A 23992-nucleotide genomic window follows, 5' to 3' on the forward strand; every position below is an offset into this window, starting at 1 on the left:
CCTCACCGAGAGCGATACGGAGTGGGCAATGGGCGAGGTGATGCGTGGCGAGGCCGGCGATGCCAGGCTGGCCGGTCTGCTGATTGGCCTGCGGTCCAAGGGAGAGACCGTCGCTGAGCTCGACGGGCTGGTTCGCGCCATGGACGCGCACGCGGTCAAGATCGGTGTCGACGAACCGTTCCTGGACATCGTCGGTACCGGCGGAGACCAAGCCGGCACGGTGAACATCTCCACCATGTCGGCGATCGCCGCCGCGGCAGCGGGTACGCGGATCGTCAAGCACGGCAACCGGTCCGCGTCCTCGGTGGCGCATCGCGGGATGGAAAGAGCATGTCAAGCGACACGATGGCTCAGTTCGCATCTTGTGTATGTTCGTTGCTGGTAGGCGCTCAATCGCGCAATGCCGACATTCGTGGTAGGACCCCCGGTTGTGTGCGCTCGGGCGGAATGAACATTTACTCCGCGTTGAGCGAGGCAGAAGGCTACGCAGGCTCCGATGACGCCGCTTCCTACGACCGCTACGGTTTTCAGTTACCCCTCCTCGCGGTGGCGGTCTTCCACCTAGCCCGAGTGTCCCCATTGAACGCAGGCTACGGCAGCTTTGGCGGCAGTTTTCCACCTAGTACTACAGCGGCAAGGCGTGATGTCCGGTCCTTGGTGCCTTCGCCCGCCGAAAGGCGTTGTCAGGCTTTACGGGGTGCGGTCCGTGCGAGTTCGTCGGCTCGAATCCGTCCGGGCGGCCTCATCCGTGGTGAACCAGCCGATGCCGGCACCCGCATCGGAGTCCAGCAGGTGTTCCAGCATGCGCTGCGCCAATTGGGGTTTGGTCGCGAACTTGACATCATCGTCGATCCCAGCCTCGGCCAGGCGTTGACGGTCGCCCGTCCACGACGCCGGCAAATACAGTTCCCGGTCGACCAACGCCCGCCCCCTTGACCGACGCATTGGTCAAAAACACGCCCGGCTGACAGTTCTCGATCCGCCCGGCCGTACCCGAGTACTGGCGCTGGACACGGACGGATTTGGTGCCTTTCTGCAGAAAACCCGTCTCATCAGCGAGCATGATCCCGCCGCGATCACCAAGGTTGCCGAGTACGTACTCCCGGGATCATCACGCATCTCGCCGGCGTTCCAGCGGTAGAAGTCCGGCAACCACTGCAGGCCGTCGGAGGTAACGCCCCCGGCCTGCTCGGCCAGCCCCCCACGAGTTCTTCCGCTGCAACCCGAAGCCAACCCCGGCACATACTAACCTTGCCCGGCGACGCGAGTCCGCCTGCGCGAAATCCGCTGCCATCGAGAACATCTCGTCAGCCCGGCCTGTCACCGAGCGAGCTGATCACCGGCCCGCACTTCGATGCCGAGATCAGTTCCGTGCTCACCAAAGGTGACAGCCACCGGCCCGCCGAAGTGATGCCAGTAGCGCTCACTTCTTGCGGGCGCGCAACCAAAAACCTGTGACGTTGTGTGCCACAGGATTTCGTGGACCCGCTTCCCCAGTTGACACTATGGGTCAGACAGCCGGAGTTGACGCTGAGTCGACGCTCATGCGTGGGCCGAGAATCCGTATGTGATGATGTTTCCGCCGCGGCTTGGACGGAAATTGCCGGTCTGGATCCAGAACGTGGACGGGCTGCGGGTGCCGAAGTCGTTGATCGGCTCAGCGGCGGTGCCGGACCCAAAACCGGTGAACTTCTGGCACCGACCACTGTTCACGTGCTGACTGGTGGCGTCTGAGGCGGGCGTCGTAGCAGCAGCACGGCGGCAGATGCTGGGATACCGACAGCGAGGGCGGAAGAATTTGGTCGCTTGAGTGCGTTCGCGAAGGGCATGTTTTCTCCGTTTCAGCGTCTCTGCGTCGAACCACTATTGCTGCGGGCACACGAGAATTGCGTTGTGAAACTATGCCGGAGAGATTCGGCCCTGCAACAGGGCGCGAACGGATCTGCCCGTGCGGGCACGAAACTATTCCCTTCCGGGTCCGCCGTAAGGCATCCTCTAATCGGCCGATTCGGGAACGGACGAGATCGCCGGGAGGCCCGCTGCGGCGCGTCGCCGCTACGTGCTTCTACCGCGCGGACTGAGCATTTCTCTTTGTCGTTTTCGTGATGGGAAGCGCTGACCACGTCATTGGTTGCCGGCGTAGTTCTGGGGGCCTGCTGCTGTTGAGGCTTCTCGGGATGCTGCATTGAGCCCGGGTTTCACCGATTCGTCGTTCGAGTGGCTGACCGCCATTGTCCCGTCCGCTCGGTTCGGACGACGAGGTCTGAACGCGGGACCGCGAGTGCGGCTGCCGCGGCCCGGGGCGTTGGCCGGATGATGGGGTCGTGGATGTGGGTCAGCGGGATGAACTGGTGGGGGCGGCCGAGTCGCTTGAGCGGCTTGCCGCCGTTTCGACGCGTGGCGATTGGCGGGTTGGGGGGTTGCTCGCCACCCGGCCGGAGGTCGTCGCTCACTTCGAGGGTGGGGCTACCGAGCACGTTGCCGAGGCTCGTGCCGGTAGTGCCCGGTGGATCGCCGCTCTTTCGCCCGCTCTCGTGGAGCCGCTCGCCGCGTGGCTCCGGGCGGCCGCCGGGCAGGAGGAGATCGATGCGGCGGCCCTGTCGTTCGCTCGGGCTCTTCGTCAGCGACTACCCCAATGATCGTCAACTTGAGGTTGACGATCCGACGGCGTCAACTTATGGTTGACGCATGGCTGATTCAGTTGAGTTCTCCGGTCAGGTTCGGCTCGACGACCTGATCCAGTCCATCAAGAAGGCGCACGGCGACGCCCTCGACCAGCTCACCGACGCCGTCATCGCGGCCGAGCACCTCGGGGAGGTCGCCGATCACCTGATCGGGCACTTCGTCGACCAGGCCCGGCGTTCGGGCGCTTCCTGGACCGAGATCGGGAAGAGCATGGGCGTCTCGAAGCAGGCCGCGCAGAAGCGGTTCGTGCCGAAGGGCGACGCAGCGGGTTTCGACCCCAGCCAGGGATTCGGCCGCTTCACCCCTCGGGCCCGCAACGTCGTGGTGCTGGCGCAGAACGCGGCGCGCGACGCGGGCAACGTCGAGATCCTGCCCGAGCACCTGGTGCTGGGGCTGCTCGGCGAGCCCGATGGGATCGCCGCGAAGGTGATCGTTGCGCAAAGGGTGTCGCTGGAGGCCGTCCGGGAGGCCGCGACCGCCGCGCTGCCGCCGGCGGCCGACGAGGTGCCGCAGATCATCCCGTTCGACGCGTCGGCGCGGAAGGCGCTGGAGCTCACCTTCCGGGAGGCCCTGCGGCTCGGGCACAACTACATCGGCACCGAGCACATTCTGCTCGCGCTGCTGGAGAACGAGGACGGCAACGGCGTCCTCTCCGGGCTCGGCATCGAGAAGGCCGCCGCTGAGGCCAACATCGCAGCCGCGCTCGCCGCCGTCGTGGCCCAGATGAAGAAATGATCCACCGGCCCGGCCGCCGGTTTCGTGTCGCCCCGGCTCGGGCGTCCGCTGAAGATGGCAGTCGGTAGGCGGTCGTCTCCGGGCGGAAGGATCGGGTCATGGGTGGCGAGGAATCGGCGGTGGGTCGGGCTCGGTTGACCGAGGAGATCCGCACGTTGCGCGCGAGGCGGCAGCAGCTGGTCGACGAGTTGAGGCAGACCGACGACCCCGGGGACCGCGGCGACGCCGCGCAGGAGCTGCAGGGCGGCGATGAGCTCGTCGCGATCGACGACCGCATCGCCGGGCTGGAGAGGCTGCTTGCCGGTGGGCAGCCCGACGTCGGAGGACTGGCGCCCGGTACCGAAGTGAGCCTCCGGCTGCCCGACGGCACGACGCAGGACTTCCGGGTCGTGGCCATCCCGGAGGAGATCCCATCGGGCGCGGAGGACACCTCGCTGACCTCCGACAGTCCGCTGGGGCTGGCGCTGGCCGGCAGCCACCCGGGGGAGACGGTCGATTTCCCGACCCCGGAAGGCCAAACCCGGGTCGAGGTGATCAGTATCCGGCCGCCGAGTTGACCTGCTCCGCGACTCACCATTGTGGACAGTCGTGGGTGGGCTTCCGTCACCGCAGCGGCCCGCCCGATGCGCTGGGCAGCGCCACTGCGGAGATCGGGGGAGTCGCCTGCCGGGCAGGAGACTCCCCTTCTCACGTTGCGGCGCCTACCGGCCTGGCCTCCAGGGACTTCCGCAGTTCGGACTGGCGTTCGCGGTAGGCCGCGACGTTCACGAGCTTGATCTCCTCGTAGCCGCGGACCATGTCCGGGAGCTCCGCGAGTTCCAGCAGCGCCGGGTGGTCCGGCGTTGCCAGCGCCTCCGCGATCACCTTCCGGTACTCATCGATCAGTTCTCGCTCGACGCGGCGGACCTTGGCGTAGCCGAACGGGTCTAGGCGGGTGCCGCGGACCTTCCGCGCCGCGCGCAGCAGGCGCAGCACGTGGCGGAACCAGGGGCCGAGGCTGATCTTCCGGTTCATGCCGAGCGCGCGCAGCACCGGCGGGTGCAGCCGGAAGGCGAACCGGGAGCCCGCGCCGAACTGGGCTTCGACGTCGGCCAGCAGCTTCTCGTCGAGCGAGAGCCGGGCGACCTCGTACTCGTCCTTGTAGGCCATCAGCTTGTAGAGGTTGCGGGCCACCGCTTCGGTCACCGCATCGACTCCGCGCCCGCGCACCTCCTCGACGAACTCCGCGTACGTCCGCGCGTAGTCCTCGTCGTGGTAGTCGACGAGGTCCGGGATCCGGATGTCCAGCAGCCGCGCCAGTTCCGAGCCCGCCGCGGCCCTGACGAGTGCCCGCACCCGGTGCGCCGCGGCGCTGGGCTCGCGGGGCTTCGCCGGCGGCGGGGTGATCTCGGCCTGCAGCGCGTCGGGGTCCGCGATCGCCTGGCGGCCGCGGCGGAACGCCTGGATGTTGGCCGCGACCGCCGTCCCGTTCAGCTCGATCGCCCGCTCGATGCTCTCCGCCGGCAGCTGCAGCGAACCGGCCTGGTACGCCGCGCCGAGCTGCAGGATGTTGGCGAACTGGTCATCGTCGAACAGCTTCTCGGCAAGGCCGCGCGCATCCAGGTAGAACGCCCGCGCGGTCGCGTCGTCGAGGGCGGACCGGATGCCCGACTGCACCGGGAACGAGACGGCGGTGTCCACGACCATCCGGCCGGTCGGGACCTCGGTGGTGGACACCACCGCCGTCGTCCGGCCGTCGTCGGCCGCGGCGAGGTGCACCGGGTCGGCCGCCACCAGCAGGTCGCAACCCAGGTAAAGGTCGCATTCGCCGGCGGCCAGTTTCGGTGCCTGCGCAACGGGTTCCGCGGTGATCTTGAGGTCGGAGACGACCGCGCCGCCCTTCTGCGCGAGCCCGATCTGGTCGAGGGTGCGGACCTGCCGGCCGTCGATCACCGCCGCCGTCGCGAGGATCTGCGTGACGGTGACGACGCCGGTGCCGCCGATGCCGGTGATGCGGACGGTGAAGTCGCCCGCGCCGTGCTCCGGCTCGGGCAGTTCGCCGGCGCTGACCTCGCTGATTTTGCGGCGGGCCGTGCGGCCGCTGGGTACCACGGTCAGGAACGACGGGCAGTCGCCGGCCAGGCAGGAGTAGTCGACGTTGCACGAGGACTGGTGGATCTGGGTCTTGCGGCCGAACTCGGTGGCGACGGGCTGCACGGAAAGGCAGTTGGACTTGGCGCCGCAATCCCCGCAGCCCTCGCACACCCGCTCGTTGATCAGCACCTTCTGCGCCGGCGTGGGCTGCTTGCCCCGGCGGCGCTTGCGGCGCTTCTCGGCCGCGCATTCCTGGTCGTGGATGAGCACCGTGACGCCAGGGACAGCGGCCAGTTCTTCCTGCGCGCGCAGCAGATCATCGCGGTGCCGGATCTCGACGCTCCGGGGGAGCTTGCCGCTCAACCGCTTGGGCGCGTCGCTGGTGACGATGACCTTGGCGACGCCTTCCAGCAGCAGCGCTTCCGCCAGCCGCGCCAGCGGAAGCGCCCCGACCGCGTCCTGGCCGCCGGTCATCGCCACCGCCGAGTTGTGCAGCAGCTTGTATGTGATGTTGACCCCGGCGGCGACGGTCGCGCGGACGGCGAGGCTGCCGGAGTGCGTGAAAGTGCCGTCGCCGATGTTCTGCACGAAGTGCTCGGTGCCGACGAACGGCGACATGCCGATCCACTGGGTGCCCTCGCCGCCCATCTGCGTGATGCCGACGACGTCGCCGACCTGGTCGGCGTCCATGAACAGTGCCATCGTGTGGCAGCCGATCCCGGCGCCTACCACGGTCCCTTCCGGCACCTTCGTCGACGAGTTGTGCGGGCAGCCCGAGCAAAAGTACGGCGTACGGGCCAGCAGCGGCACGGCGATGCGCTCGCGGCAGCGGTGCTGCCGCCAGGCGTTGATCGGCTCCACCTCGCCGTGCGCGGTCAGGCGCCCGGCCAGACCCTTGGCAATGCGGTCCGGGTCGAGCTCGCCGAGCTCGGTGAACAGGGTGCCGCCGTCCGGCCCCTTCTTGCCGTGGACGGCCGGGGCGTCTGGGCGGCCGTAGAGGATCTCCTTGATCGCCGTTTCGAGGAACGAGCGCTTCTCCTCGACCACCACGATCTCGCTCAAACCGGTCGCGAAGTCCCGGACCAGCTGCGGGTCGAGCGGGTAGATCGCGCCGAGCTTGAGCAGCCGGATGCCGTACCGGGCCAGGTCCGCGTCGTCGAGGCCGAGCGCGCGTAGCGCCTGCCGGATGTCCAAATAGGACTTCCCGGCCGCCACGATGCCGATCCGGTCTGCCGGGCCCGAGCGCACCACCTGGTTGACGCCGCTGCGCCGGAGGTACTCGACCGCCAGCGGCAGGCGGAGGTTGTGCAGGCTGTGCTCCAACCCTGCGAGCTCGGCGCCGAGCAGGCGGGCGCTGGGGCGGTGCGAGTACGGCTTCAACTCGGCCGGGATCGCGGGTGCGGTCCAGGTCGGCGCCACAACCGCTGTTCCGGCCGCATCCGCCACGTTGGCGACGACCTTCAGCGACGTCCACAATCCGCTGGCCCGCGACAGCTCCACCGCGTGCAGCCCGAAATCGAGCAGGTCCTGCGAGTCCGCCGGGAAGAACACCGGCATCGCCAGGTCCGTGAGCGCCGCCTCCGAGGCCGCCGGAACCGTCGAGGACTTCGCGTTCGGGTCGTCGCCGACGAGCACGACCGCGCCGCCGCGCGGGTTCGCGCCCGCGAGGTTGGCGTGGCGCAGGGCGTCGCTGGCCCGGTCCAGGCCCGGTGCCTTGCCGTACCAGACGCCCACCACCCCGTCCGGGCGCTGCGTGCCGAGGCCTTCGGTGAGCTGGCTGCCCATCACCGACGTCGCGGCCAGCTCCTCGTTCAGGCCCGGCCGGTGGACCACGTCGTGATCGGCGAGCAGCTTCGAGCGGCGGGCCAGCTCCAGGTCGAACCCGGCCAGCGGCGACCCCTCGTAGCCGGAGACGAACGCCGCGGTGCGGTGCCCGGCGCGGCGGTCGTGGCGGATCCGGTCGAACAACAGCCGCACCAGGGCCTGCACCCCGGTCACGTAGACGGTGCCCGATTCCTGGAGGTAGCGGTCGTCCAGGGTGTAGGCGGCCATGTCGAACTCCTTTGTCGCGGACCCGCGGGTCGTGATCGACGCCACTTCAACCGAAGGTGGGTGTGGCGCACAACACCGCGACCCGAAACGATGGTCAGCACGCAAACATCGGCGGTTCAGGGGCTTTTGCGCGCCCGAATTTTGCGTACCATCGCTGTCCATGGCCGAAGCGACGCTCGATGCGATAGATCACGAAATCCTGGCCCTGCTGCGCGAGGACGCGCGGCGGACGCTGTCGGACATCGCGACCCGGGTGACGCTGTCCACGGCGGCCGTGAAGCGGCGGATCGACCGGCTGCAGGAGATCGGGGTGATCCTCGGCTACACCGTGCAGGTGGATCACGCGAAGCTCGGTTCGGGCGTGGAAGCGTTCATCGAGCTGCGGTTCCTGGGCACCAGCGGTGTCGACGAGATCATCCAGACGACGACCCGAATGCCCGAGGCGCAGGCGGTGTTCACCATCGCGGGCGACCCCGACGCGCTGGTGTGGCTGCGCGTCCGCGACATTGCGCACCTGCAGCGCACCATCGACGAGATCCGCCGCAGCCACCGGGTCACCAGCACCAAGACCCTGATAGCGCTCGACTCCTGGCAACGCGGCCGCCGCTAAAGACTGTTTCCAGAGAGAAGACCCGTGAGTGTTTTTGGGTGCTATAGCACCCAAAAACACTCACGGATCTTCTTGCAAGAGTAAGGCCCAACAGTGCGACGAGATACCGCTGATCAGGAGTTTCTGCGTTGCGCCCACGGTGTGCGGAAGCGGATCAGGAAGCCAAGCAGCACCAGGACCAGCAGCAAACTCCCTGGTCGGGGACGAGCTCACGGTGGAGCGCGCCACCGGTGATGTCGAACTCACCAAGATCTCACCGAGCGGCTGGAATCCACGCTGCGCGACCTCGACGTGGCGCTCAGCGCAGCGGAGTTCGACGCGCTCCGGGTGAAGCGCGAATCCACTGTGGATGAGTGCGCTTGACTTCGAGTAATATGGAGGTTCCAGGATGATCGAGCAAGCCGTTCATCGTGGAGGGAAAACGAAAATGTCCGAAGACGTGTTGCGCTTGGGAATCATCGTCGGCAGCACCAGGGAGGGTCGCTTCGCCGGGACGGTCTCCGGTTGGTTCGCCGACCTGGCGAGGCAGCACCCGGGGCTGGAGATCGGCGTCATCGACCTCGCCGAGCTCGACCTGCCAGCGGTGCACCCGGCCGACCTGACCCCGGAACTGCTGGCCTACACCGCCCGGCTGGCCGCCTCGGACGCGTTCGTGGTGGTCACCCCGGAGTACAACCACGGCTATCCGGCATCGCTGAAGTACGCCATCGACTCCGCGCACACGGAGTGGCAGACCAAACCGGTCGGATTCGTCTCCTACGGCGGGATTTCGGGTGGCCTGCGGGCGGTCGAGCAGCTCCGCCAGGTCTTCGCGGAGCTGCACGCGGTGACCGTGCGTGAAACCGTGAGCTTCCACGGTGTCCACGACTGCTTCGATGAGTCCGGTAGCCCCAAGGACGACACGGGCCCGGCGGCCGCGGCCAAGTTGATGCTGGACCAGGTCATCTGGTGGGCGCACGCGGCGAAGGAGGCGCGGATCCGGCGTCCGTACCGATGATTCTCGGCCAGTCGGCCCCTTGTCGAGGCTGCCAGGGCGCGCGACGCTACCCGGCAGCGGACGACTTGCCGGCTCGCCGCGAGCACTGTTGTGCTGCAGGAAGTTCCGGTGCCGGGTTCGCCGTTCCAGGACGTGGTAGAACTGCCAGCGCAGGACACTAGCTTTTTCGCCGCTGGCTATTCGCCGCGTACTCGCCCACTGCGACGCACGAGGGTTCTCCTTGCATCCGCTGATGACGATAACGAATGCCACGCCTGCTCGGTTTGCGGGTTGCGCTGCGGCGATCGCGGGTACGACCGAGCGCGCCTTGGGCGTTTCCCGAAAATTGGCCTTGCTGTTGGGAATGCGGCCGATCACGGTATCGGAAGGGGATCGGGCCGCGTACCACGCTGCGGCGTCGGTGGCGGCGAACTTCGTCGTCACGGTGTTGGGCATGGCCGAAGACGTCGCAGCGACCGCCGGAGTTGCCCGGGAGGCGTTCTTGCCCCTGGTGGAAGCGGCTGTCCAGAATTGGGGGCAATTCGGATCCCGACAATCGTTGACCGGACCGATCGTACGCGGAGACAAGGTGACAGTCGCTCGCCAGCATTCCGCGATCGGACAGCGGTGCCCGCAGTTGTTAGGACTGTTCGATGCACTTGTCGAGGCAACCAGAGACCTGGGTTGCACATCGTCGGCACAGAAATAAGTACGCAACGTGAAGTTAGTGCGCACGATCGCTGAGATCCGGGACTTCGTGAGAGAAGCACGGGCCAAGGGATGCCGTGTCGGTTTCGTTCCCACCATGGGCGCGTTCCACGCTGGGCATGAATCCCTGATGCAGGCTGCGGGGCGCGAGTGCGACGTAGTGGTCGTTTCCCTGTTCGTCAACCCTGCCCAGTTCACCGGTGCCGCCGATTTCGACGGTTATCCTCGCGACGAGCAGCGGGACGCGGCGATCGCCGCCGGCCAGGGCGTTCTGCGGAACGGGAGAAGGCAATTGTCCGAGCCGGGATCCCAGTAATGGGCCACATCGGACTGACGCCGCAAACCGCGACGGCGTTGGGCGGATTCCGCGCCCAAGGCCTCACCGCCGAACGCGCGCATTCTGTATCGTCTTGCCGTCGACAGCGACCGCCTCAGCGGGCTTGTACTCCTGCATCGTCCAGCCGGATAAGGCCTGGTCAACACTTCGGGGAAGACCGTTAGCTTTGCGTTCCAAAGAGCGAATCGGATTTTCACTTTCTCCGGTTTCTCTTGGTGAAAGCATGACGACCATCCGGATCTCCGACTCTCAGCGGAATGCCAGGATCGCCCATGGGCGGCGCCAGGGTTCGGGTCGCGCAGATCGTCCCTGGCCGGTAGTGCGGTTGTCCGAAAACGGACAGGTTTGCCCTGCGGCATTGCCTCTCCGCGCCGGAACGAACCATAATCAAGTAATCGTCGCTGACAGCGTTGTCAACGGGGTGGTGATCATTGAGTATTGAGCACTCTCGTCGGCGGATTCTCCAGGCATCCGGCGCAGGTGGACTCGCGCTCGTGGCCGCCGGATTGGTGACGCCGATGGCCTGGGCTCGGGCCGTGGCCGCGCAGCCGATCGTTTCGCAGCGCCCGGGCGTCTCGGACGACGTGGCGGCGACTTACCTGCGGGTGTTGCTGCGGCACACGCGCTGGGCCGAGCGACGGTTCGACCGGGCTGCGGGAATCTACCCTGCCAAGGACTTCACGTTCGCCGTGGTTCTCGGCAACGCCGTCCTGCTGACTAGGGAGGGTTACGACGCGACGGTCGCTGGGGTCGAGCGGGAGGTGCTGCACCGGCACACCGTCGACACGATCCGCCACTTCGCCGAATCGAACGTGATCACCGGCGGCACCGAGTGGGGGCGCCGGCTGTACTTCGACACGACGTTCCAGTCTTATTTCCAGCTCGCCGGTCGTCTACTGTGGAGCGATCTGGACGATGCTACAAGGGCGAACCTAGACAAGATCGCGATCGGCCAAGCGGTTTATACGGCGGGACTGGGCTCGGGTGACGACCCGCTGTCGGGTGGCTGGACACCACTCGGATTGTCCGGTGGGCACGTCGGGGACACCAAGTTAGAGGAGATGTGCGTCTACGCCCAGGCACTGACCCCGGGAATCGCTTGGGCGCCGGACGACCCGCAAGCCGTGGCGTGGCGTGAGTGGTTTGGTAAGTGGAGCCGCAACGAGACGAGCCTGCCCGCCGCGGACCTGGCCAACCCGCGTGTGGTGGACGGCGTGCCGATCTCGGCCAACACCGCCGAGAACCTGTACGACACGTTCCTGGTCGAGAACCACGGTTCGTTCGGCCCGCACTATCAGGAGGAGCTGTGGCGCACCTCCGGGCGCAACGCGATGCATTTCCTGCTCGCGGGGCAGCCGCTGCCGGAGGTGCTCACCGCACAGCCGAACGGCGAGCGGCTGTGGCACACCACGCTGCTGATGGCCAGCGACGCGGGCGAACCGTTGATGCCGATGGTGGCGGACCGCGAGCATCTTTACGGTCGCGATGTCCTTCCGCTCGCCTTCCGCGCCCAAGTCCTCGGCGACCGTTACGCCGCACGCGCCGAGGTGCAGCTTGCCGAGCGGCTCGAGCCCTACCAGGCGTACCCGCCGGCCGATCGCATCACGAAGTTCTCCGGTGAGCCGAAGTACGAGCCAGAGGCCCGCGCGGAAATCGCGATCAGCTACCTGCTGCACGAGTGGCGCGCGAGTCACGGTGGCCCGGTGCAGGCGGTGAGCCAGGCCGAGTTCGATGCGTACGCGATAGGCGTGAGCGATTTCGGTGAAGGGCCCGGATTGATGGCGCACCGAACGTCTTCCGCGTGGACGGCGGCGGTGAGCAAGCCGGGCTTCGTCAAGTTCGCCTGGCAGCCCCATCACGACGACTGGCTGTTCGTCGTAAGCGGTGCGACGCCGATGCTCTTGCCGTCGACGGCGCTCAAGACACTGAAGCGGAACGCCGCGACCTGGACGAAGGTGCGGGACGGTTTCGACGCGACCGCAGCGGTGCTGAAGTTCGGCAACGGCTACGCCGGTTTCGCCACGCTGCCCTCGGGCGCCGCAGTATACGCGACGACCGGCTTGGCCTCGGGAGAGGGCGTCGTGTCGGTCTACAACCTCGCCATGCCTGGCATTCCGGGACTGAACGGTAAACGCACTTACCACACCGCCGAGGGGACCGTGACCGTCCCGGCTGCTCCCGCACCCCCGCCCGGCGGCGGCCGGACCGACGAGGTCGCTTTCCCCGCGGTCACGGCACGCTACGTACGGATGCTCGGCGTGCTACCGGATCCGGCGTACGGCTATTCCGTGTTGTCCTTCGAATTGCGCGACGACGCCGACGGGACCGACCTTGCCCGCGCGGGTACCGCGTTCGCCTCGTCAGCATCGCCAGGCAAGGAAGCGAAGTACGCGACCGACGGCGATGCGACCACGCGCTGGGCGGTCGCCACGGCCGATCGCCCGCGCGCCGACAGCTGGCTCGCCGTCGATCTTGGCTCGGCACAGCGGTTCGACCGCGTCAGAATCGTTTGGGAGGCTGCGGCCGGACGGTGGTACCGCATCGAGACCTCGCAGGACGGGGATACCTGGACCGCCGCGGCGAGCTACCCGCGACCGGCGGTCAGCACCAACGGAAACTGGCTCAACGTCGATGGGCGTGCCGGGTTCGTCGTGACTGGTTCCCCGAACCCGATCATCGTCACCGGTGACCAGATCCTGCTCTCCGACGGCAGCGCGGCACCCCTGCAAGTCGAATGCCACCCGGATCCGCACACCCTGGCCACTGCGGCGACGGCGCCGCGTCCGACGTCCAGTGTTGCCGCGGTGCGCACTTCCGTGGTCGACGGATACCTCGTCATGCTCAATCTGTCCGGCTCGGCGGTGCGCGGGACCGTCGCACTGCCCGAGGCCGGGGGCGCCGTCTCGCTCTACCGTGGCGTTCAGTTGATCACGAAGGCCGGCAGTGAACTCACGATGTCGTTGGCCGAAGCGGAAGGACGGGTCGAACCGGCTTGGTTTACCGTGCGCGCCGCCGCAGGGCCGCAGCTGCCCGCCGGCCTACAGGCGACCGTCGCCGACGGCGCGACACTCCGGCTCACGGCACCCGCCGGACCGCCACTGCGCCTCCAGGTGCAGCCCGCCGGCGAGCCACCGCGCCACGTGGCGGTGCCGGGACGCCGCACGGTGACGATTAAGGCCTGCAACACCCGGCCCTACCCACTGGATGATCTCGCCCTGGGGGCCACAACGTTCCCGACCGAACCGCTGCCCCCGGGGATGTCCGCACCGAGCGCAGCGGTCGACGGCGACGAGCGGACCTCCTGGCACCCGGGCCCCGACGGCCGGATGGTCGTTGACCTCGGCGCGGTCTGGCAGCTCGGTGAGGTCGAACTGACGTGGACCGACGGGCTGTCGCCCACCGTCACCGTCGAAACGAGCACCGACGGGCGTACGTACACGCCAGCGCCCCCACCGACCTCCCGCCGGAGCACGACAGTGCGCTTGGCCGGTGCCGCGCGCTACGTGGCGATCCGGGTACACGGCGGTCATGCCGGGGACGCCGAACTCACCACGATGAGGGTGCGGCCAGCCGGGTTCGGTTGATCATGTGGCCGGCCTCGTCCGGGGATAGCCGAGCTCCTGGACAATTCGCGGCATAGCGATACGAGACGGCCACGCCCTCGGTGCGGGTTACTAGTAGGTGGCTGGTGTTTTTCGGGAAAAGTCAGGCAGGTGCCTCGAACTTCGAGGCTCAGGGTGGGCTGATTTGTCGGCGACCGTCTTTCCGGCCGCCTATGGCAATCTCAGCTCTGCGCGATGTGTCTGGATCGGCCTTGCGATGAAAATGAGGCCGTTCGACACCAGCCGCGTAGGGCGGTGTGGGCGTGTCGGCGGTATCTGAGGGTGCGGCGGGCGCGCTTGCGGGTGCTGGCGGTGGCCACCGTGTCGACCCTCCCGGTTGGGGGTCGGCGCACACGTGGGCCATGTCGCACGGTAGCGGCCCCCGGCGGGGCGTCCAAGCGCGCGCGGAAGTTGTGCGCACACACTGCACGTTGTGCCCAGTGTGGACACACCGTGAACTGCTGAAACGCCCCGGCCGGTGACCAGCATCATTAACGCGCGAAACCGTCACCACCCACGAGGGGGCCGCGGCGATTTCGCGCGAAATCGTCGCCACCCATGAGGGGCCAGTGGCGATTTCGCGCGAAATCGCCAGAATCAGCGACGGGCTGTGAAAGCGGCATGGACCTCGGCGAGCAGGTCGGGCAATCGCTGGTAGAGGCGTTCCGCTGTCACCACGATGACATGCCAGCCGCATGCCCGGATTCGCCGCAACCGTTCCTGATCGAGTGCATGTTGAGCAGGGTCAGCATGCCATGCCCCGTCATACTCAAGAGCGATCTTCGCCTCTTCCAACGCGAGGTCCACACGAGCGACAAACCCGTAGCCGTCGCGGATTTCCACCTGTGGTGTCGGGCGAAAACCTGCCTGTACCAGGACGACACGCAGCTCGGATTCGGGCAGTGACTCCGCTCGTCCGTCCAAGAGCGCGGCGGCCCTACGTGCCCGGACTATGCCGTGGTCATGGCGTCTCGCGAGGAAAGCGTAGACCGTCTCCTGGTTGATCAGTCCAGCGTGGATCAGTGCATCCCCAGCCGCGACCGCCGACCGTAACGGGTTCCGGGCGAGCAGGTCCAGCATCGTGCGTTCGATGGTGGCGAGGTGGATTCGTCCCCACTCCACCCGCTCGAAGTCCCAGCTCCTGACGGACCAACATCGCAGGTCGAAACGTCTGTTCATGTACTTCTGGCCGCTTACGAGAACTTCGACCGGTCATGAGCCCTCGCCAACTGCACCCCGTACAAGGTGGCGGCTGAGCGACCGGTGATGATCGCGGGCGTCGGCAGGACAAGCGCCGCGGCATGGCAGCGAAGTACGTGGGTCGCCTCGATGGCGCTACTGCAGTAGACGCCGTGAATAACTCGTCGGTATTCGCTGCTTTTCCGCAGTTGGCGGTCGGTGATCCCCTGGGCCAGTGCCTGCGCGCGAGTGAGTAGTCCGGGGTCTGCTGGTGTGATGGTACGTGTCAAAGATGTCATGCATCTTAGAATCCGGGCTCAGTTCGGTGTTGTCATCCCCGGTCTGTAAATCTGTGGATAAGTCGGCCCACTGTGGACAACTCGGGATACCCGTTAGAAGGATGGCGATTTCGCGCGAAATCGACGGCGCCCACGAGGGGCCAGCGGCGATTTCGCGCGAAATCGCCATCCGCTGCCGTAGAGCCGCCGTTCACTGGCACGCGTAACGAGTCTCAAACAGCCTCTGTAGCAACCAAAAACGCTCACGGGTCTGGTCTTCGTTTTCGAAACACCGGAGGCGCTTGGCCCACCCTCGCAGCTTGCGCTGCCGCGGAACCTCAGCCGTCGCCTGAGGTTCCGCTACCCGCACCGCCACGCGAAACGAGTCTGGAAACAGCCCCTGCGGATCAGGCGAGCTCTAGGAGCGCGTGGACCGGCAGGTGGTCGGACGGGAAGTAGCCGTCCCTGCGGTAGGTGTTGATCGCCGCCTTCAGCACCCGGACGCGACCGTTGTGCAGCAGCCAGTCGATCCGCTCCTTCCCCTCGACCGGCTCCTTGTAGCCGGCGAAGGTGCCCCACGCGGGGGTGAGCCGCTCGGCGGCGGTCGCCCAGCTGTCGGCCAGGCCGCCGCTGGTCAGGATCCGGTACGACTCCGACGTCTCGGCCGCGGTGTTGAAGTCGCCGGTGAGCACCACCGGCAGCGCCGGGTCGAAACCGGCGATGCGGTCGCGCACCAACTGGGCGCTGCGCTGCCGCGATGGCTCCGACTGGTGGTCGAAGTGCGTGTTGACGTGGACGAATTCGCGGCCGCTCCGGCGGTCCAGGAATCGCACCCAGGTGACCATCCGGACCACGTTGTTGCCCCAGCTCTTCGAACCGATCACGTTCGGCGTGTCGGAGAGCCAGAAGTGGTCGTAGTCCAGCGGCTCCACCCGGCGGGTGTCGTAGTAAACCGACATGAACTCGCCGCGACCGCCGCCCTCCCGGCCCAGCCCGATCCAGTCGTAGTGCCGCGGAACGTCCGACAGCACCTCCTTCACCTGGCCGTACAGCGCTTCCTGCACGCCGAGCAGGGTGGGCTGCTCGGCGTTTAACAGCTCGGCGAGGATCGGGCGGCGGGTGGTCCAGGCGTCGGGGCTGGGCGGGGTGGCCTTGGCATCGAAGCGGATGTTGAAGGTCATCACGTGCAGCGAATCGCCGCGCGCGGGCCCGATCAACGCGTTGTCGCTGGGCCGCGCGGCCGCCGCACCGGTGCCGAACACACCGACCGCGCCGGCCGCTGCGGCGGCTCCGGCCATGCCGAGAACTCCCCGTCGGGTATATCCAGACACATCTGCCTCCTCGATTGACGTGTCAAGATCCTCACGCGCAGCGGCCCGGGAGTGGTTGACCGTTAGGCGAACATTGCCGGAATTCCGCAACGGGCCGAATGTGACCTGGTCGGCGGAGGCGGCCCGGTGTCGGTGCCCGTGGCTAGGCTCGGTTCCCATGAGCGATCGTCGTCTGTTGCTGGTCCACGCCCACCCCGATGATGAGTCCACCGCCACCGGCGCAACGATGGCCCGGTATTGCGCGGACGGCGCATCGGTGTCGTTGGTGACCTGCACCAGCGGGGAGCTCGGCGAGGTCGTCGCCGATGATCTGGCGCACCTGCGCGGAAATCCCGACGCGCTGGGCGAGTACCGGCGCGGGGAGATCCGCGCGGCGCTGGCCGAGTACGGCGACGTCCGGCACCACTGGCTCGGCGGCCCGGGGCGCTGGCGGGACAGCGGCATGGCAGGCGAGGCGGGCAACGGCGTGGACGGGGCCTTCGCGAAGGCCGACCCGGCCGAGGTGACCCGTGCGATGGTCGAGATCCTCCGCGCGGAACGGCCCCACGTGGTGATCACCTACGACGAGTTCGGCGGCTACGGCCACCCGGACCACATCGGCGCGCACCGCGCGGTGATGACCTCCCTCGACCCGGCGGAGGACCCCGGCTACGCGCCGGAACTCGGCGAGCCGTGGCAGGTGCCGAAGGTGTACTGGACGACCCTGCCGCGCTCGATCCTCAAGCGCATCGAGGGGGCGGGTATCGAGGGCTTCGAGCCGTACACGGTGCCCGACGAGGAGCTGACCGCGATGGTCGACGGCCGCGCCTTCCACGCCGCCAAGATCGCCGCGCTGCGGCACTACCGCAGCCAGGTCGACCTAGATGACGGCGGGTTCTTCGCCCAGATGGTGGCCCGTCCGGAGTTCGCGATGGAGCACTACCTGCTGGTCCGCGGCGACCGGGGCCCCGGAACCGGCCCCCACGACTGGGAATCCGACCTTTTCGCCGGCCTCGACTGACCCGACCGGTCACCGGGCGGACAGGCGCTGTTCGGCTGGGATCGGCGTGGGGTGCGCGGGCCAGGGCAGGAGGTCCGGGAGCGAACCGGTCGGGATCTGCTGCGGCGTCCGGCCGGCGAGCCAGGCCGCTAGGTCGCGGGCCCGGCCGGTGATCTCGACGCCGTCGACGTCGGCCGGCCACCGGCGCGGGCCGTCGGTCTGCCGCAGCGCGATGCCGCCCGGCAGCCGGGGCAGCAGGAAATCGACTGCGTGGCAGGAGAATTCGTCGCTCCACTCCTGCGGGCTGACGCCCAGGTCGAGGTCCACCAGGTGGATCCAGACCTCCCGCCACCGCAGGTGCACGAGCCCGCCCAGGTCGCCGTTGCGGAACCGCACCGGCCGTTCCCAATCGTCGGCCGCGGCCTGCGACCACACCGCTTCCAGGGCGGCCGAGTGCCGGGCGATGGAGTCGCGGTGCTCGTCGGCGCTGCGGTCGGCGAGCCCTTCGATGATCGCGTCGCGCTCGGTCTGCCCGCCTTCGTAGGCGTCGGCCAGTTCGCCGCGCAACGCGAGCGCAGACACCCGGGCGAAGGCGCGGGCGTTGTCGGTCAGGTGAGCCAGCACGTGGCCCCGGCTCCAGCCGGGGAGCAGCGACGGCTCGGCGACCTGATCGTCGGTCAGGGCGGAGAGCACCTCTAGAAGTCGCCGATGGCCCTGCGCAACAGCATTCAACGGAGGCATCACGCGCCAGGATCCTAGACCCACGCCACCCGGCCCCACCCCGGGATGCCGATTCCAGCGGTTTCAATGGAACCAGCACGTTGATTTCCGTTGAGCCTTTTCACCCTGGCTGATCCGCAGCCGCAACGCCTGAAGTCCTGCGGTGCACGGCTGCCGCAAGCGGCGTAGCCGCCTTGGCCCACCCGCGCAGTTCGCGCCGCCGCGGGTTCTCAGCGGTCTTCTCGCGAGGACAGCTGGTCATACACAAGTCCGGAATTCCGGAGTCGCGAAGGCCGCTGAGGTTCCGCTACCCGCACGCAACGCAAGAAGAGGCTGGATGGAAAACGCTCATTGAAATCGCCATCCGGCCCGATCAACCCGTGTTGTGGGTCCGGTACGCCGCGACGAGCTGGGTCTCGGCGGCGTCGAAGTACTCGTCGAGACGTTCGGCCGCCGCGGCCATCGAGCCGTCGGTGATCAGGTCCGCGATCTCCCGGTTGAGCTCCAGGTATGGCTCGTGGAACTCCCGGGGGCGCGACATCACGTGGAACGCCAGGCGCAGTTCGGCCAGCAGTTGCCGCATCGTCTCGTTCACCCGGGGGCTGGCGGCCAGGGCCGCGAGCGCCTCGTGGAAGCGCATGTTCGCGGTGCCGACGTCTCCCCAGCGCTCGTTCTCGGCCGCGCTCTCGCCGTCGGCCACCGCGCCGTCGACGGCCGCCACCAGCTCCGGCGCGGCCCCGCTTGCCCGGCGCACCGCGCTGGTCTCAAGAAGCCGGCGGATGCGGTAGAGGTCGATCACGTCGTCAGCGCTGAGCACCCGGACGAACACGCCGCGGTGGAACTCGTGCACCAGCAGCCGCTCATGCACCAGCAGCCGGAACGCCTCGCGCAGCGTGTTGCGGGAGACCGCCAACGCCTTGCCCGCGCTTTCCTCGGACAGCCGGGTGCCGGGGGCGAGTGCGCCATCAATGACGCGCTGCCGCAGCACATCGGCGACGCGCTCGGCCGTGCTCGTGCGGTCCAGCAGCGCCCGGTCGGCCGTGAGCAAGTCCACCCACGGATCCGAGGTGGTCAATCGAGCTCCTAACGACGTGCGGCAGTTGATCGCAGTCTAACGAGAAAGGTGCGCACGGGGGATTGCAGAATTGTTCAACAACTCACTATGTTGGCCGGAACCGCGGTTCGCGCGGCTGACACGCGACATCCCCCGATACCGGTGGCGAACCGGTGTACCTGCTGATCGGAGTGCCATGGCCCAGACGTCCACGGCCGAGAACAAGCCTTCGGCGGCCAAGCGCAGCACGCTGCTGGGTGCGGTCTTCCTCATGGCCACCAGCGCCATCGGCCCCGGCTTCATCACCCAGACCACGGAGTTCACCGTCCAGCTCGGCGCGGCGTTCGCCTTCGCCATCCTGGTGTCGATCCTGGTCGACGTAGCCGTGCAGCTGAACGTGTGGCGGGTCATCGGAGTCTCCGGGATGCGGGCCCAGGACCTGGGCAACCGCGTGGTGCCCGGCCTGGGCTACCTGATGGCCGCGTTGGTGGTCTTCGGCGGCCTGGTGTTCAACGTCGGAAACATCGCCGGTACCTCGCTGGGCCTGGACGCGCTGTTCGGTCTGGACGCCAAGATCGGCGGCACCGTCTCGGCCGTCATCGCCATCGGGATCTTCTTGAGCAAGAAGGCCGGGGTGGCGATGGACCGCATCGTCGTCGTTCTCGGCGTGGTCATGATCCTGCTGACCGCGGTCGTCGCGTTCTCCTCGCACCCGCCGGTCGGGCAGGCCCTGGTCCAGGCGGTGTGGCCGGAGGAGGTCGACTTCCTGTCCATCACGACCCTGATCGGCGGCACCGTCGGCGGCTACATCACCTACGCCGGCGCGCACCGCCTGGTCGACGCCGGGGTAACCGGCCCGGAGCGGATCGTCGACGTCAGCCGCACCTCGGTCATCTCGCTGCTGGTCACCGGCGTGATGCGGCTGGTGCTGTTCCTCGCGGTCCTCGGCGTGGTGGCTGGCGGCGTCACGCTGGCCTCGTCAAACCCGACCGCGGAGGCCTTCCGGCACGCGGCGGGCGAGGTCGGCCTGCGGCTGTTCGGCATGATCCTCTGGGCGGCCAGCATCACCTCGGTCGTCGGCGCCGCCTACACCTCGGTGTCTTTCCTGGTGACCTTCTCGCCAAAGCTGGCCCGCGCCCGCAACTGGCTGGTCGTCGGCTTCGTGGCGGTGTCGGCCGTGGCGTTCCTGCTGATGGACCAGGCCCCGACGACGCTGCTGGTGCTGGCCGGCGCGCTCAACGGCCTGATCCTGCCGGTCGGTTTCGGGGTGCTGGTGTTCGTGGCGGCCAAGCGGCGGGACCTGCTCGGCGGATACCGGTACCCGAGCTGGTTGCTGATCGTGGGTGTGGTCGCCTGGCTGCTGACCTTGTACTTGGGATACAACTCGCTCGGCGGCATCGCCGCGCTGTGGAAGTGAGGTGGGTATGGACCTCAACTCGGACCTTGCGGAGGGCTTCGGGCGCTGGGAGCTCAGCGACGACGGGGCGCTGCTGCGCATCGTCACAAGCGCCAACGTGGCCTGCGGCTACCACGCGGGCGACGCCACGGTGATCCGTCAGGCCGTCGAGCAGGCCACGAAGCTGGGCGTCGTGGTCGGTGCCCAGGTCAGCTACCGGGACCTGGCCGGGTTCGGCCGCCGGTTCATCGACGTGCCGCCGGTGGAGCTGGCCAACGACGTGATCTACCAGATCGGCGCGCTGGCCGGGTTCGCCCGCGTCGCGGGCACCGAGGTCGGTTACGTCAAGCCGCACGGCGCGCTGTACAACGCGATCGTGCACCACGCCGAACAGGCGTCCGCCGTGGTCGAGGCGGTCCGCAGCTACGATCCGTCGCTGGCCGTGCTCGGGCTGCCGGGCTCGGAGTGGCTGACCCAGGCTGAGCGGGCCGGGCTGCAGGTGTTCCGCGAGGCCTTCGCCGACCGCGCCTACACCCCGGAGGGCACCCTGGTGTCGCGCCGCGAGCCCGGCGCGGTGCTGCACGACCCGGAGGTCATCGCTGACCGCTGCCTGAAGCTGGCGGCTGGGGAGCCGATCGAGGCCGTCGACGGGTCCGAGATCAAGATCGGCGCCGACTCGATCTGCGTGCACGGCGACAGCCCGGGCGCGGTGGCCATCGCCGAGGCCGTGCGGGCCCGGCTGGTGGCCGGCGGAGTGGCGCTGGAGTCGTTCACCGTGCGAGGCCGGTGATGCGTTTCCTGCGGTGCGCCGACTCGGGGCTGCTCATCGAGCTGGCCGATCTCGAAGCTGTGCAAGCGCTTTACGCGGTGCTCGTCGAGGATCCGCCGGAGGGCGTCACGGACCTCGTCCCGGCGGCCCGGACGTTGCTGCTGCACTTGGACCCGCGCGCCAATACCGCGGCGGTCGAGGCGGGGGTGCGTGCGGTCGAGCCGCGCGACGGCGCACCCGCCAGCGGCGACCTGCTGCAGGTGCCGGTGGTCTACGACGGCGCGGATCTGGCTGAGGTCGCGGAGCTGACCGGGCTGACCGAGCAGGAGGTCGTGCACCGGCACACGAGTGCGGAGTGGACGGTCGCCTTCGGCGGGTTCGCCCCCGGTTTCGGCTACCTCGCCGGCGGCCCGCCGGAGCTGGTGGTGCCGCGCCGCACTGAGTCGCGGACCAAGGTGCCGCCCGGCTCCGTCGGCCTTGCCGGCGCGTTCAGCGGCATCTACCCGCGCGAATCGCCCGGGGGCTGGCAGCTGATCGGGCGCACCGGCCTGGAGATCTGGCGGGTCGACCGGGAACCGCCGGCGCTGCTGCGGCCCGGCGTGCGGGTGCAGTTCCGGGAGGTCCCATGAGCTGCCTGGAAGTCCTGGCCGCGGGTCCGCTGTCGACGATCCAGGACCTGGGTCGGCCGGGCCTGGCCGGAATCGGCGTGGGTCGCTCCGGTGCGGCCGACGGCGGCGCGTTCCGGCTGGCCAACCGGCTGGTCGGCAACGACGAGACAGCGGCGGCCATCGAGGTCACGCTGGGCGGGCTCGCGGTCCGCGCGACCCGCGACCTCACCGCCGCAGTGACCGGCGCCCCCTGTCCGACCACTGTGGATGGTCGGGTGGTGGCGGTGAACTCGGTACTGCGGATCCCGGCCGGTGCCGAGCTGAGGATGGGCGTGCCCGGCCGCGGTCTGCGCAGCTATCTCGCGGTGCGCGGCGGCATCGCCGTGCCACCGGTGCTCGGTTCCCGGGCCACCGACGTGCTCGCCGGGATTGGCCCGGACCCGCTGACCCCCGGCGCGCTGCTGCCGGTCGGCCCGGCGCCCGCGCGGTTTCCGCTGGTGGACGTGGCCCCGGTGGCGATGTGCGAGGCCGGCGAGATCGTGCTGCGCGTGGAGCCCGGACCGCGCCACGACTGGTTCGCCGACGACGCCCTGGCCACCCTGGTCAGCCGTCCGTACGAGGTCACCCCGGACAGCAACCGGATCGGCATGCGGCTGGACGGACCGGCGTTGGAGCGCAGCCGCACCGAGGAACTGCCCAGCGAAGGCATGGTCGCCGGTGCGCTGCAGGTGCCGCCGTCGGCGCGCCCCACGCTGTTCCTCGCCGATCACCCGGTGACCGGCGGCTACCCGGTGATCGCGGTGGTCACCGCGGCGGACGTGGACAATGCGGCGCAGGCCAGGCCAGGCCAGCGAATCCGCTTCCGGTTGAGGAACGGCTTCAAACCTCGTTCCGCATAGCAGGACCTCAGACCCCGACCGGTCCGCGGGATCCCCGCCGCTTCAAGGCAGCTCAGATCGGCTTCAACAGCAGAGGTAGGGAGATTTCGATGACGCAGCCGAAAGCGATGTCGCCGGAGCAGGCCCGCGCGGCATTCCGCGCCGGATTGCGCGTACCGACCTCGGGCTACAGCGCGGGTTGGACCCAGGCGAACCTTATCGCGCTGCCCCGCGAGTACGCCTACGACTTCTTGCTGTTCGCGCAGCGCAATCCGCGCTCGTGTCCGGTGCTCGACGTGACCGAGCCCGGCGAGACCAGCGCTTCGGTCTTCGCCGGCGACCTGCGCACCGACCTGCCCGCCTACACGGTCTACCGGGACGGCGAGCTGGCCGGGGAGCGCGCCGAGGTCGCCGACCTGTGGCGGGACGACCTGGTGTCGTTCCTGGTCGGCTGCAGCTTCACCTTCGAGGCGGCGCTGCTGGAGGCCGAGGTCCCGGTGCGCCACGTCGAGGCGGGCAGCAACGTGCCGATGTACCGGACGAATCGGGAATGCCGCCCGGCGGGCCGGTTGGCGGGACCGATGGTGGTGTCGATGCGGCCGATCCCGGCGGAGCTGGTGTCCACCGCGGTTCGCGTGACCTCCCGGTACCCGGCGGTGCACGGTGCCCCGGTGCACGTCGGCGCGCCGGAAGCGTTGGGAATCCTGGATATCGACCGGCCGGACTTCGGCGACGCCGTGGAGATCCGGCCCGGGGAGGTCCCGGTGTTCTGGGCCTGCGGGGTGACGCCACAGGCGGCCGTGATGCAGTCCAAGCTGCCGTTCGTCATCGGCCACGCGCCCGGCTTCATGGCGATCACCGACGCTCGCGATAGCCGTTTTCTCGTCCCGTAAGAGGGCCTCCAGGACTCGGAGACTGAGACACCAGCAAGCACGCATCAACAACATGGAGGGCAGCGGCGAACTCCGCTGTCCTCCATGTTGACAACACGATGACCAGGGAGAAAACCCCGATCGAGCCTT

At 68.4% G+C, this 23992-nt stretch carries 23 protein-coding genes and 1 pseudogene; 15 read left to right on the plus strand and 9 right to left on the minus strand.

Annotated elements, in window-relative coordinates:
• Positions 1-28: 28 nt before the first annotated feature.
• Positions 29-385, plus strand: coding sequence for a hypothetical protein (locus ACRXBZ_RS29300; protein WP_433881809.1), 357 nt, complete (start codon positions 29-31; stop codon positions 383-385).
• On the opposite strand, the gene ACRXBZ_RS29305 is transcribed toward ACRXBZ_RS29300, so the two are convergent.
• From ACRXBZ_RS29305 to ACRXBZ_RS29315, 3 genes and pseudogenes are all read right to left on the minus strand, one after another.
• Entirely contained in the window at positions 334-531 is a 198-nt protein-coding gene (locus tag ACRXBZ_RS29305) for a 3-hydroxyacyl-CoA dehydrogenase NAD-binding domain-containing protein (RefSeq protein WP_433884005.1), read from the minus strand. The two genes, ACRXBZ_RS29300 and ACRXBZ_RS29305, sit on opposite strands and share 52 nt — an antisense overlap.
• A 159-nt stretch (positions 532-690) precedes the next feature.
• Positions 691-945 carry a transposase gene (locus tag ACRXBZ_RS29310; RefSeq protein ID WP_433881810.1) on the minus strand — a complete coding sequence of 85 codons (255 nt, stop codon included), beginning with the start codon at positions 943-945 and terminating at the stop codon, positions 691-693.
• Positions 842-1072 (minus strand): annotated as a pseudogene (locus tag ACRXBZ_RS29315) (transposase); the annotation flags it as partial. The gene ACRXBZ_RS29310 and the pseudogene ACRXBZ_RS29315, both read right to left, overlap by 104 nt.
• Positions 1073-2324: 1252 nt before the next feature.
• Between ACRXBZ_RS29315 and ACRXBZ_RS29320 the strand changes: the two are divergent.
• The 3 genes from ACRXBZ_RS29320 to ACRXBZ_RS29330 all read left to right on the plus strand — a co-directional run bounded on the left by ACRXBZ_RS29320 (position 2325) and on the right by ACRXBZ_RS29330 (position 3977).
• Entirely contained in the window at positions 2325-2639 is a 315-nt protein-coding gene (locus ACRXBZ_RS29320) for a hypothetical protein (RefSeq protein WP_433881811.1), read from the plus strand.
• Between the two features lie 49 nt (positions 2640-2688).
• Entirely contained in the window at positions 2689-3420 is a 732-nt protein-coding gene (locus tag ACRXBZ_RS29325) for a Clp protease N-terminal domain-containing protein (protein WP_433881812.1), read from the plus strand.
• A gap of 98 nt (positions 3421-3518) precedes the next feature.
• The gene (locus tag ACRXBZ_RS29330; protein WP_433881813.1) at positions 3519-3977 is read left to right on the plus strand and encodes a GreA/GreB family elongation factor; all 459 of its coding nucleotides are present in this window, start codon (positions 3519-3521) and stop codon (positions 3975-3977) included.
• A gap of 130 nt (positions 3978-4107) precedes the next feature.
• Here ACRXBZ_RS29330 and ACRXBZ_RS29335 read toward each other — a convergent pair whose 3' ends face one another.
• Complete coding sequence (locus tag ACRXBZ_RS29335) at positions 4108-7707, minus strand: indolepyruvate ferredoxin oxidoreductase family protein (protein ID WP_433881814.1); 3600 nt, start codon at positions 7705-7707, stop codon at positions 4108-4110.
• On the opposite strand from ACRXBZ_RS29335, the gene ACRXBZ_RS29340 reads away from it, so the two are divergent.
• The 4 genes from ACRXBZ_RS29340 to ACRXBZ_RS29355 all read left to right on the plus strand — a co-directional run bounded on the left by ACRXBZ_RS29340 (position 7706) and on the right by ACRXBZ_RS29355 (position 10155).
• Positions 7706-8155 (plus strand): Lrp/AsnC family transcriptional regulator, encoded by a 450-nt coding sequence (locus tag ACRXBZ_RS29340; protein WP_433881815.1) that lies wholly within the window; start codon positions 7706-7708, stop codon positions 8153-8155. The two genes, ACRXBZ_RS29335 and ACRXBZ_RS29340, sit on opposite strands and share 2 nt — an antisense overlap.
• 427 nt (positions 8156-8582) lie before the next feature.
• Positions 8583-9152, plus strand: coding sequence for an NADPH-dependent FMN reductase (locus tag ACRXBZ_RS29345; RefSeq protein WP_433881816.1), 570 nt, complete (start codon positions 8583-8585; stop codon positions 9150-9152).
• Between the two features lie 220 nt (positions 9153-9372).
• Positions 9373-9840, plus strand: coding sequence for a DUF2520 domain-containing protein (locus ACRXBZ_RS29350; RefSeq protein ID WP_433881817.1), 468 nt, complete (start codon positions 9373-9375; stop codon positions 9838-9840).
• An 18-nt stretch (positions 9841-9858) separates the two neighbouring features.
• Entirely contained in the window at positions 9859-10155 is a 297-nt protein-coding gene (locus tag ACRXBZ_RS29355; RefSeq protein WP_433881818.1) for a pantoate--beta-alanine ligase, read from the plus strand.
• Between the two features lie 63 nt (positions 10156-10218).
• Here ACRXBZ_RS29355 and ACRXBZ_RS29360 read toward each other — a convergent pair whose 3' ends face one another.
• Positions 10219-10410 (minus strand): hypothetical protein, encoded by a 192-nt coding sequence (locus tag ACRXBZ_RS29360; protein WP_433884164.1) that lies wholly within the window; start codon positions 10408-10410, stop codon positions 10219-10221.
• Positions 10411-10670: 260 nt separating this feature from the next.
• Here ACRXBZ_RS29360 and ACRXBZ_RS29365 point away from each other — a divergent pair, with 260 nt between their 5' ends.
• Positions 10671-13760, plus strand: coding sequence for a discoidin domain-containing protein (locus ACRXBZ_RS29365; protein ID WP_433881819.1), 3090 nt, complete (start codon positions 10671-10673; stop codon positions 13758-13760).
• Positions 13761-14375: 615 nt separating this feature from the next.
• Here ACRXBZ_RS29365 and ACRXBZ_RS29370 read toward each other — a convergent pair.
• Together ACRXBZ_RS29370 and ACRXBZ_RS29375 are read right to left on the minus strand one after the other, a co-directional pair.
• Entirely contained in the window at positions 14376-14858 is a 483-nt protein-coding gene (locus ACRXBZ_RS29370; protein ID WP_433881820.1) for an endonuclease domain-containing protein, read from the minus strand.
• Positions 14859-15642: 784 nt separating this feature from the next.
• Complete coding sequence (locus ACRXBZ_RS29375; RefSeq protein ID WP_433884006.1) at positions 15643-16533, minus strand: endonuclease/exonuclease/phosphatase family protein; 891 nt, start codon at positions 16531-16533, stop codon at positions 15643-15645.
• Positions 16534-16741: 208 nt separating this feature from the next.
• Between ACRXBZ_RS29375 and mshB the strand changes: the two genes are divergently transcribed.
• Complete coding sequence (gene mshB / locus ACRXBZ_RS29380; RefSeq protein ID WP_433884007.1) at positions 16742-17566, plus strand: N-acetyl-1-D-myo-inositol-2-amino-2-deoxy-alpha-D-glucopyranoside deacetylase; 825 nt, start codon at positions 16742-16744, stop codon at positions 17564-17566.
• 9 nt (positions 17567-17575) lie between these two features.
• Here mshB and ACRXBZ_RS29385 read toward each other — a convergent pair whose 3' ends face one another.
• Positions 17576-18286 (minus strand): maleylpyruvate isomerase family mycothiol-dependent enzyme, encoded by a 711-nt coding sequence (locus ACRXBZ_RS29385; RefSeq protein ID WP_433884008.1) that lies wholly within the window; start codon positions 18284-18286, stop codon positions 17576-17578.
• Between the two features lie 352 nt (positions 18287-18638).
• Positions 18639-19340 (minus strand): GntR family transcriptional regulator, encoded by a 702-nt coding sequence (locus ACRXBZ_RS29390; RefSeq protein ID WP_433881821.1) that lies wholly within the window; start codon positions 19338-19340, stop codon positions 18639-18641.
• A gap of 175 nt (positions 19341-19515) precedes the next feature.
• Here ACRXBZ_RS29390 and ACRXBZ_RS29395 point away from each other — a divergent pair, with 175 nt between their 5' ends.
• The 5 genes from ACRXBZ_RS29395 (at position 19516) to ACRXBZ_RS29415 (ending at position 23863) form a co-directional block, all read left to right on the plus strand.
• Positions 19516-20736, plus strand: coding sequence for an NRAMP family divalent metal transporter (locus ACRXBZ_RS29395; protein ID WP_433881822.1), 1221 nt, complete (start codon positions 19516-19518; stop codon positions 20734-20736).
• A 7-nt stretch (positions 20737-20743) separates the two neighbouring features.
• The gene (locus tag ACRXBZ_RS29400) at positions 20744-21505 is read left to right on the plus strand and encodes a LamB/YcsF family protein (protein WP_433881823.1); all 762 of its coding nucleotides are present in this window, start codon (positions 20744-20746) and stop codon (positions 21503-21505) included.
• Complete coding sequence (locus ACRXBZ_RS29405) at positions 21505-22113, plus strand: 5-oxoprolinase subunit B family protein (protein ID WP_433881824.1); 609 nt, start codon at positions 21505-21507, stop codon at positions 22111-22113. Before ACRXBZ_RS29400 ends, ACRXBZ_RS29405 begins: the two co-directional genes overlap by 1 nt.
• Positions 22110-22991 (plus strand): 5-oxoprolinase subunit C family protein, encoded by an 882-nt coding sequence (locus tag ACRXBZ_RS29410; protein WP_433881825.1) that lies wholly within the window; start codon positions 22110-22112, stop codon positions 22989-22991. The genes ACRXBZ_RS29405 and ACRXBZ_RS29410 overlap by 4 nt, the downstream gene beginning before the upstream one ends.
• Before the next feature lie 89 nt (positions 22992-23080).
• Positions 23081-23863 carry a putative hydro-lyase gene (locus ACRXBZ_RS29415; RefSeq protein ID WP_433881826.1) on the plus strand — a complete coding sequence of 261 codons (783 nt, stop codon included), beginning with the start codon at positions 23081-23083 and terminating at the stop codon, positions 23861-23863.
• The last annotated feature ends 129 nt before the right edge of the window (positions 23864-23992 follow it).

It is taken from the genome of Saccharopolyspora hattusasensis (genome assembly GCF_050972075.1).
Taxonomy (GTDB): Bacteria; Actinomycetota; Actinomycetes; order Mycobacteriales; family Pseudonocardiaceae; genus Saccharopolyspora; species Saccharopolyspora hattusasensis.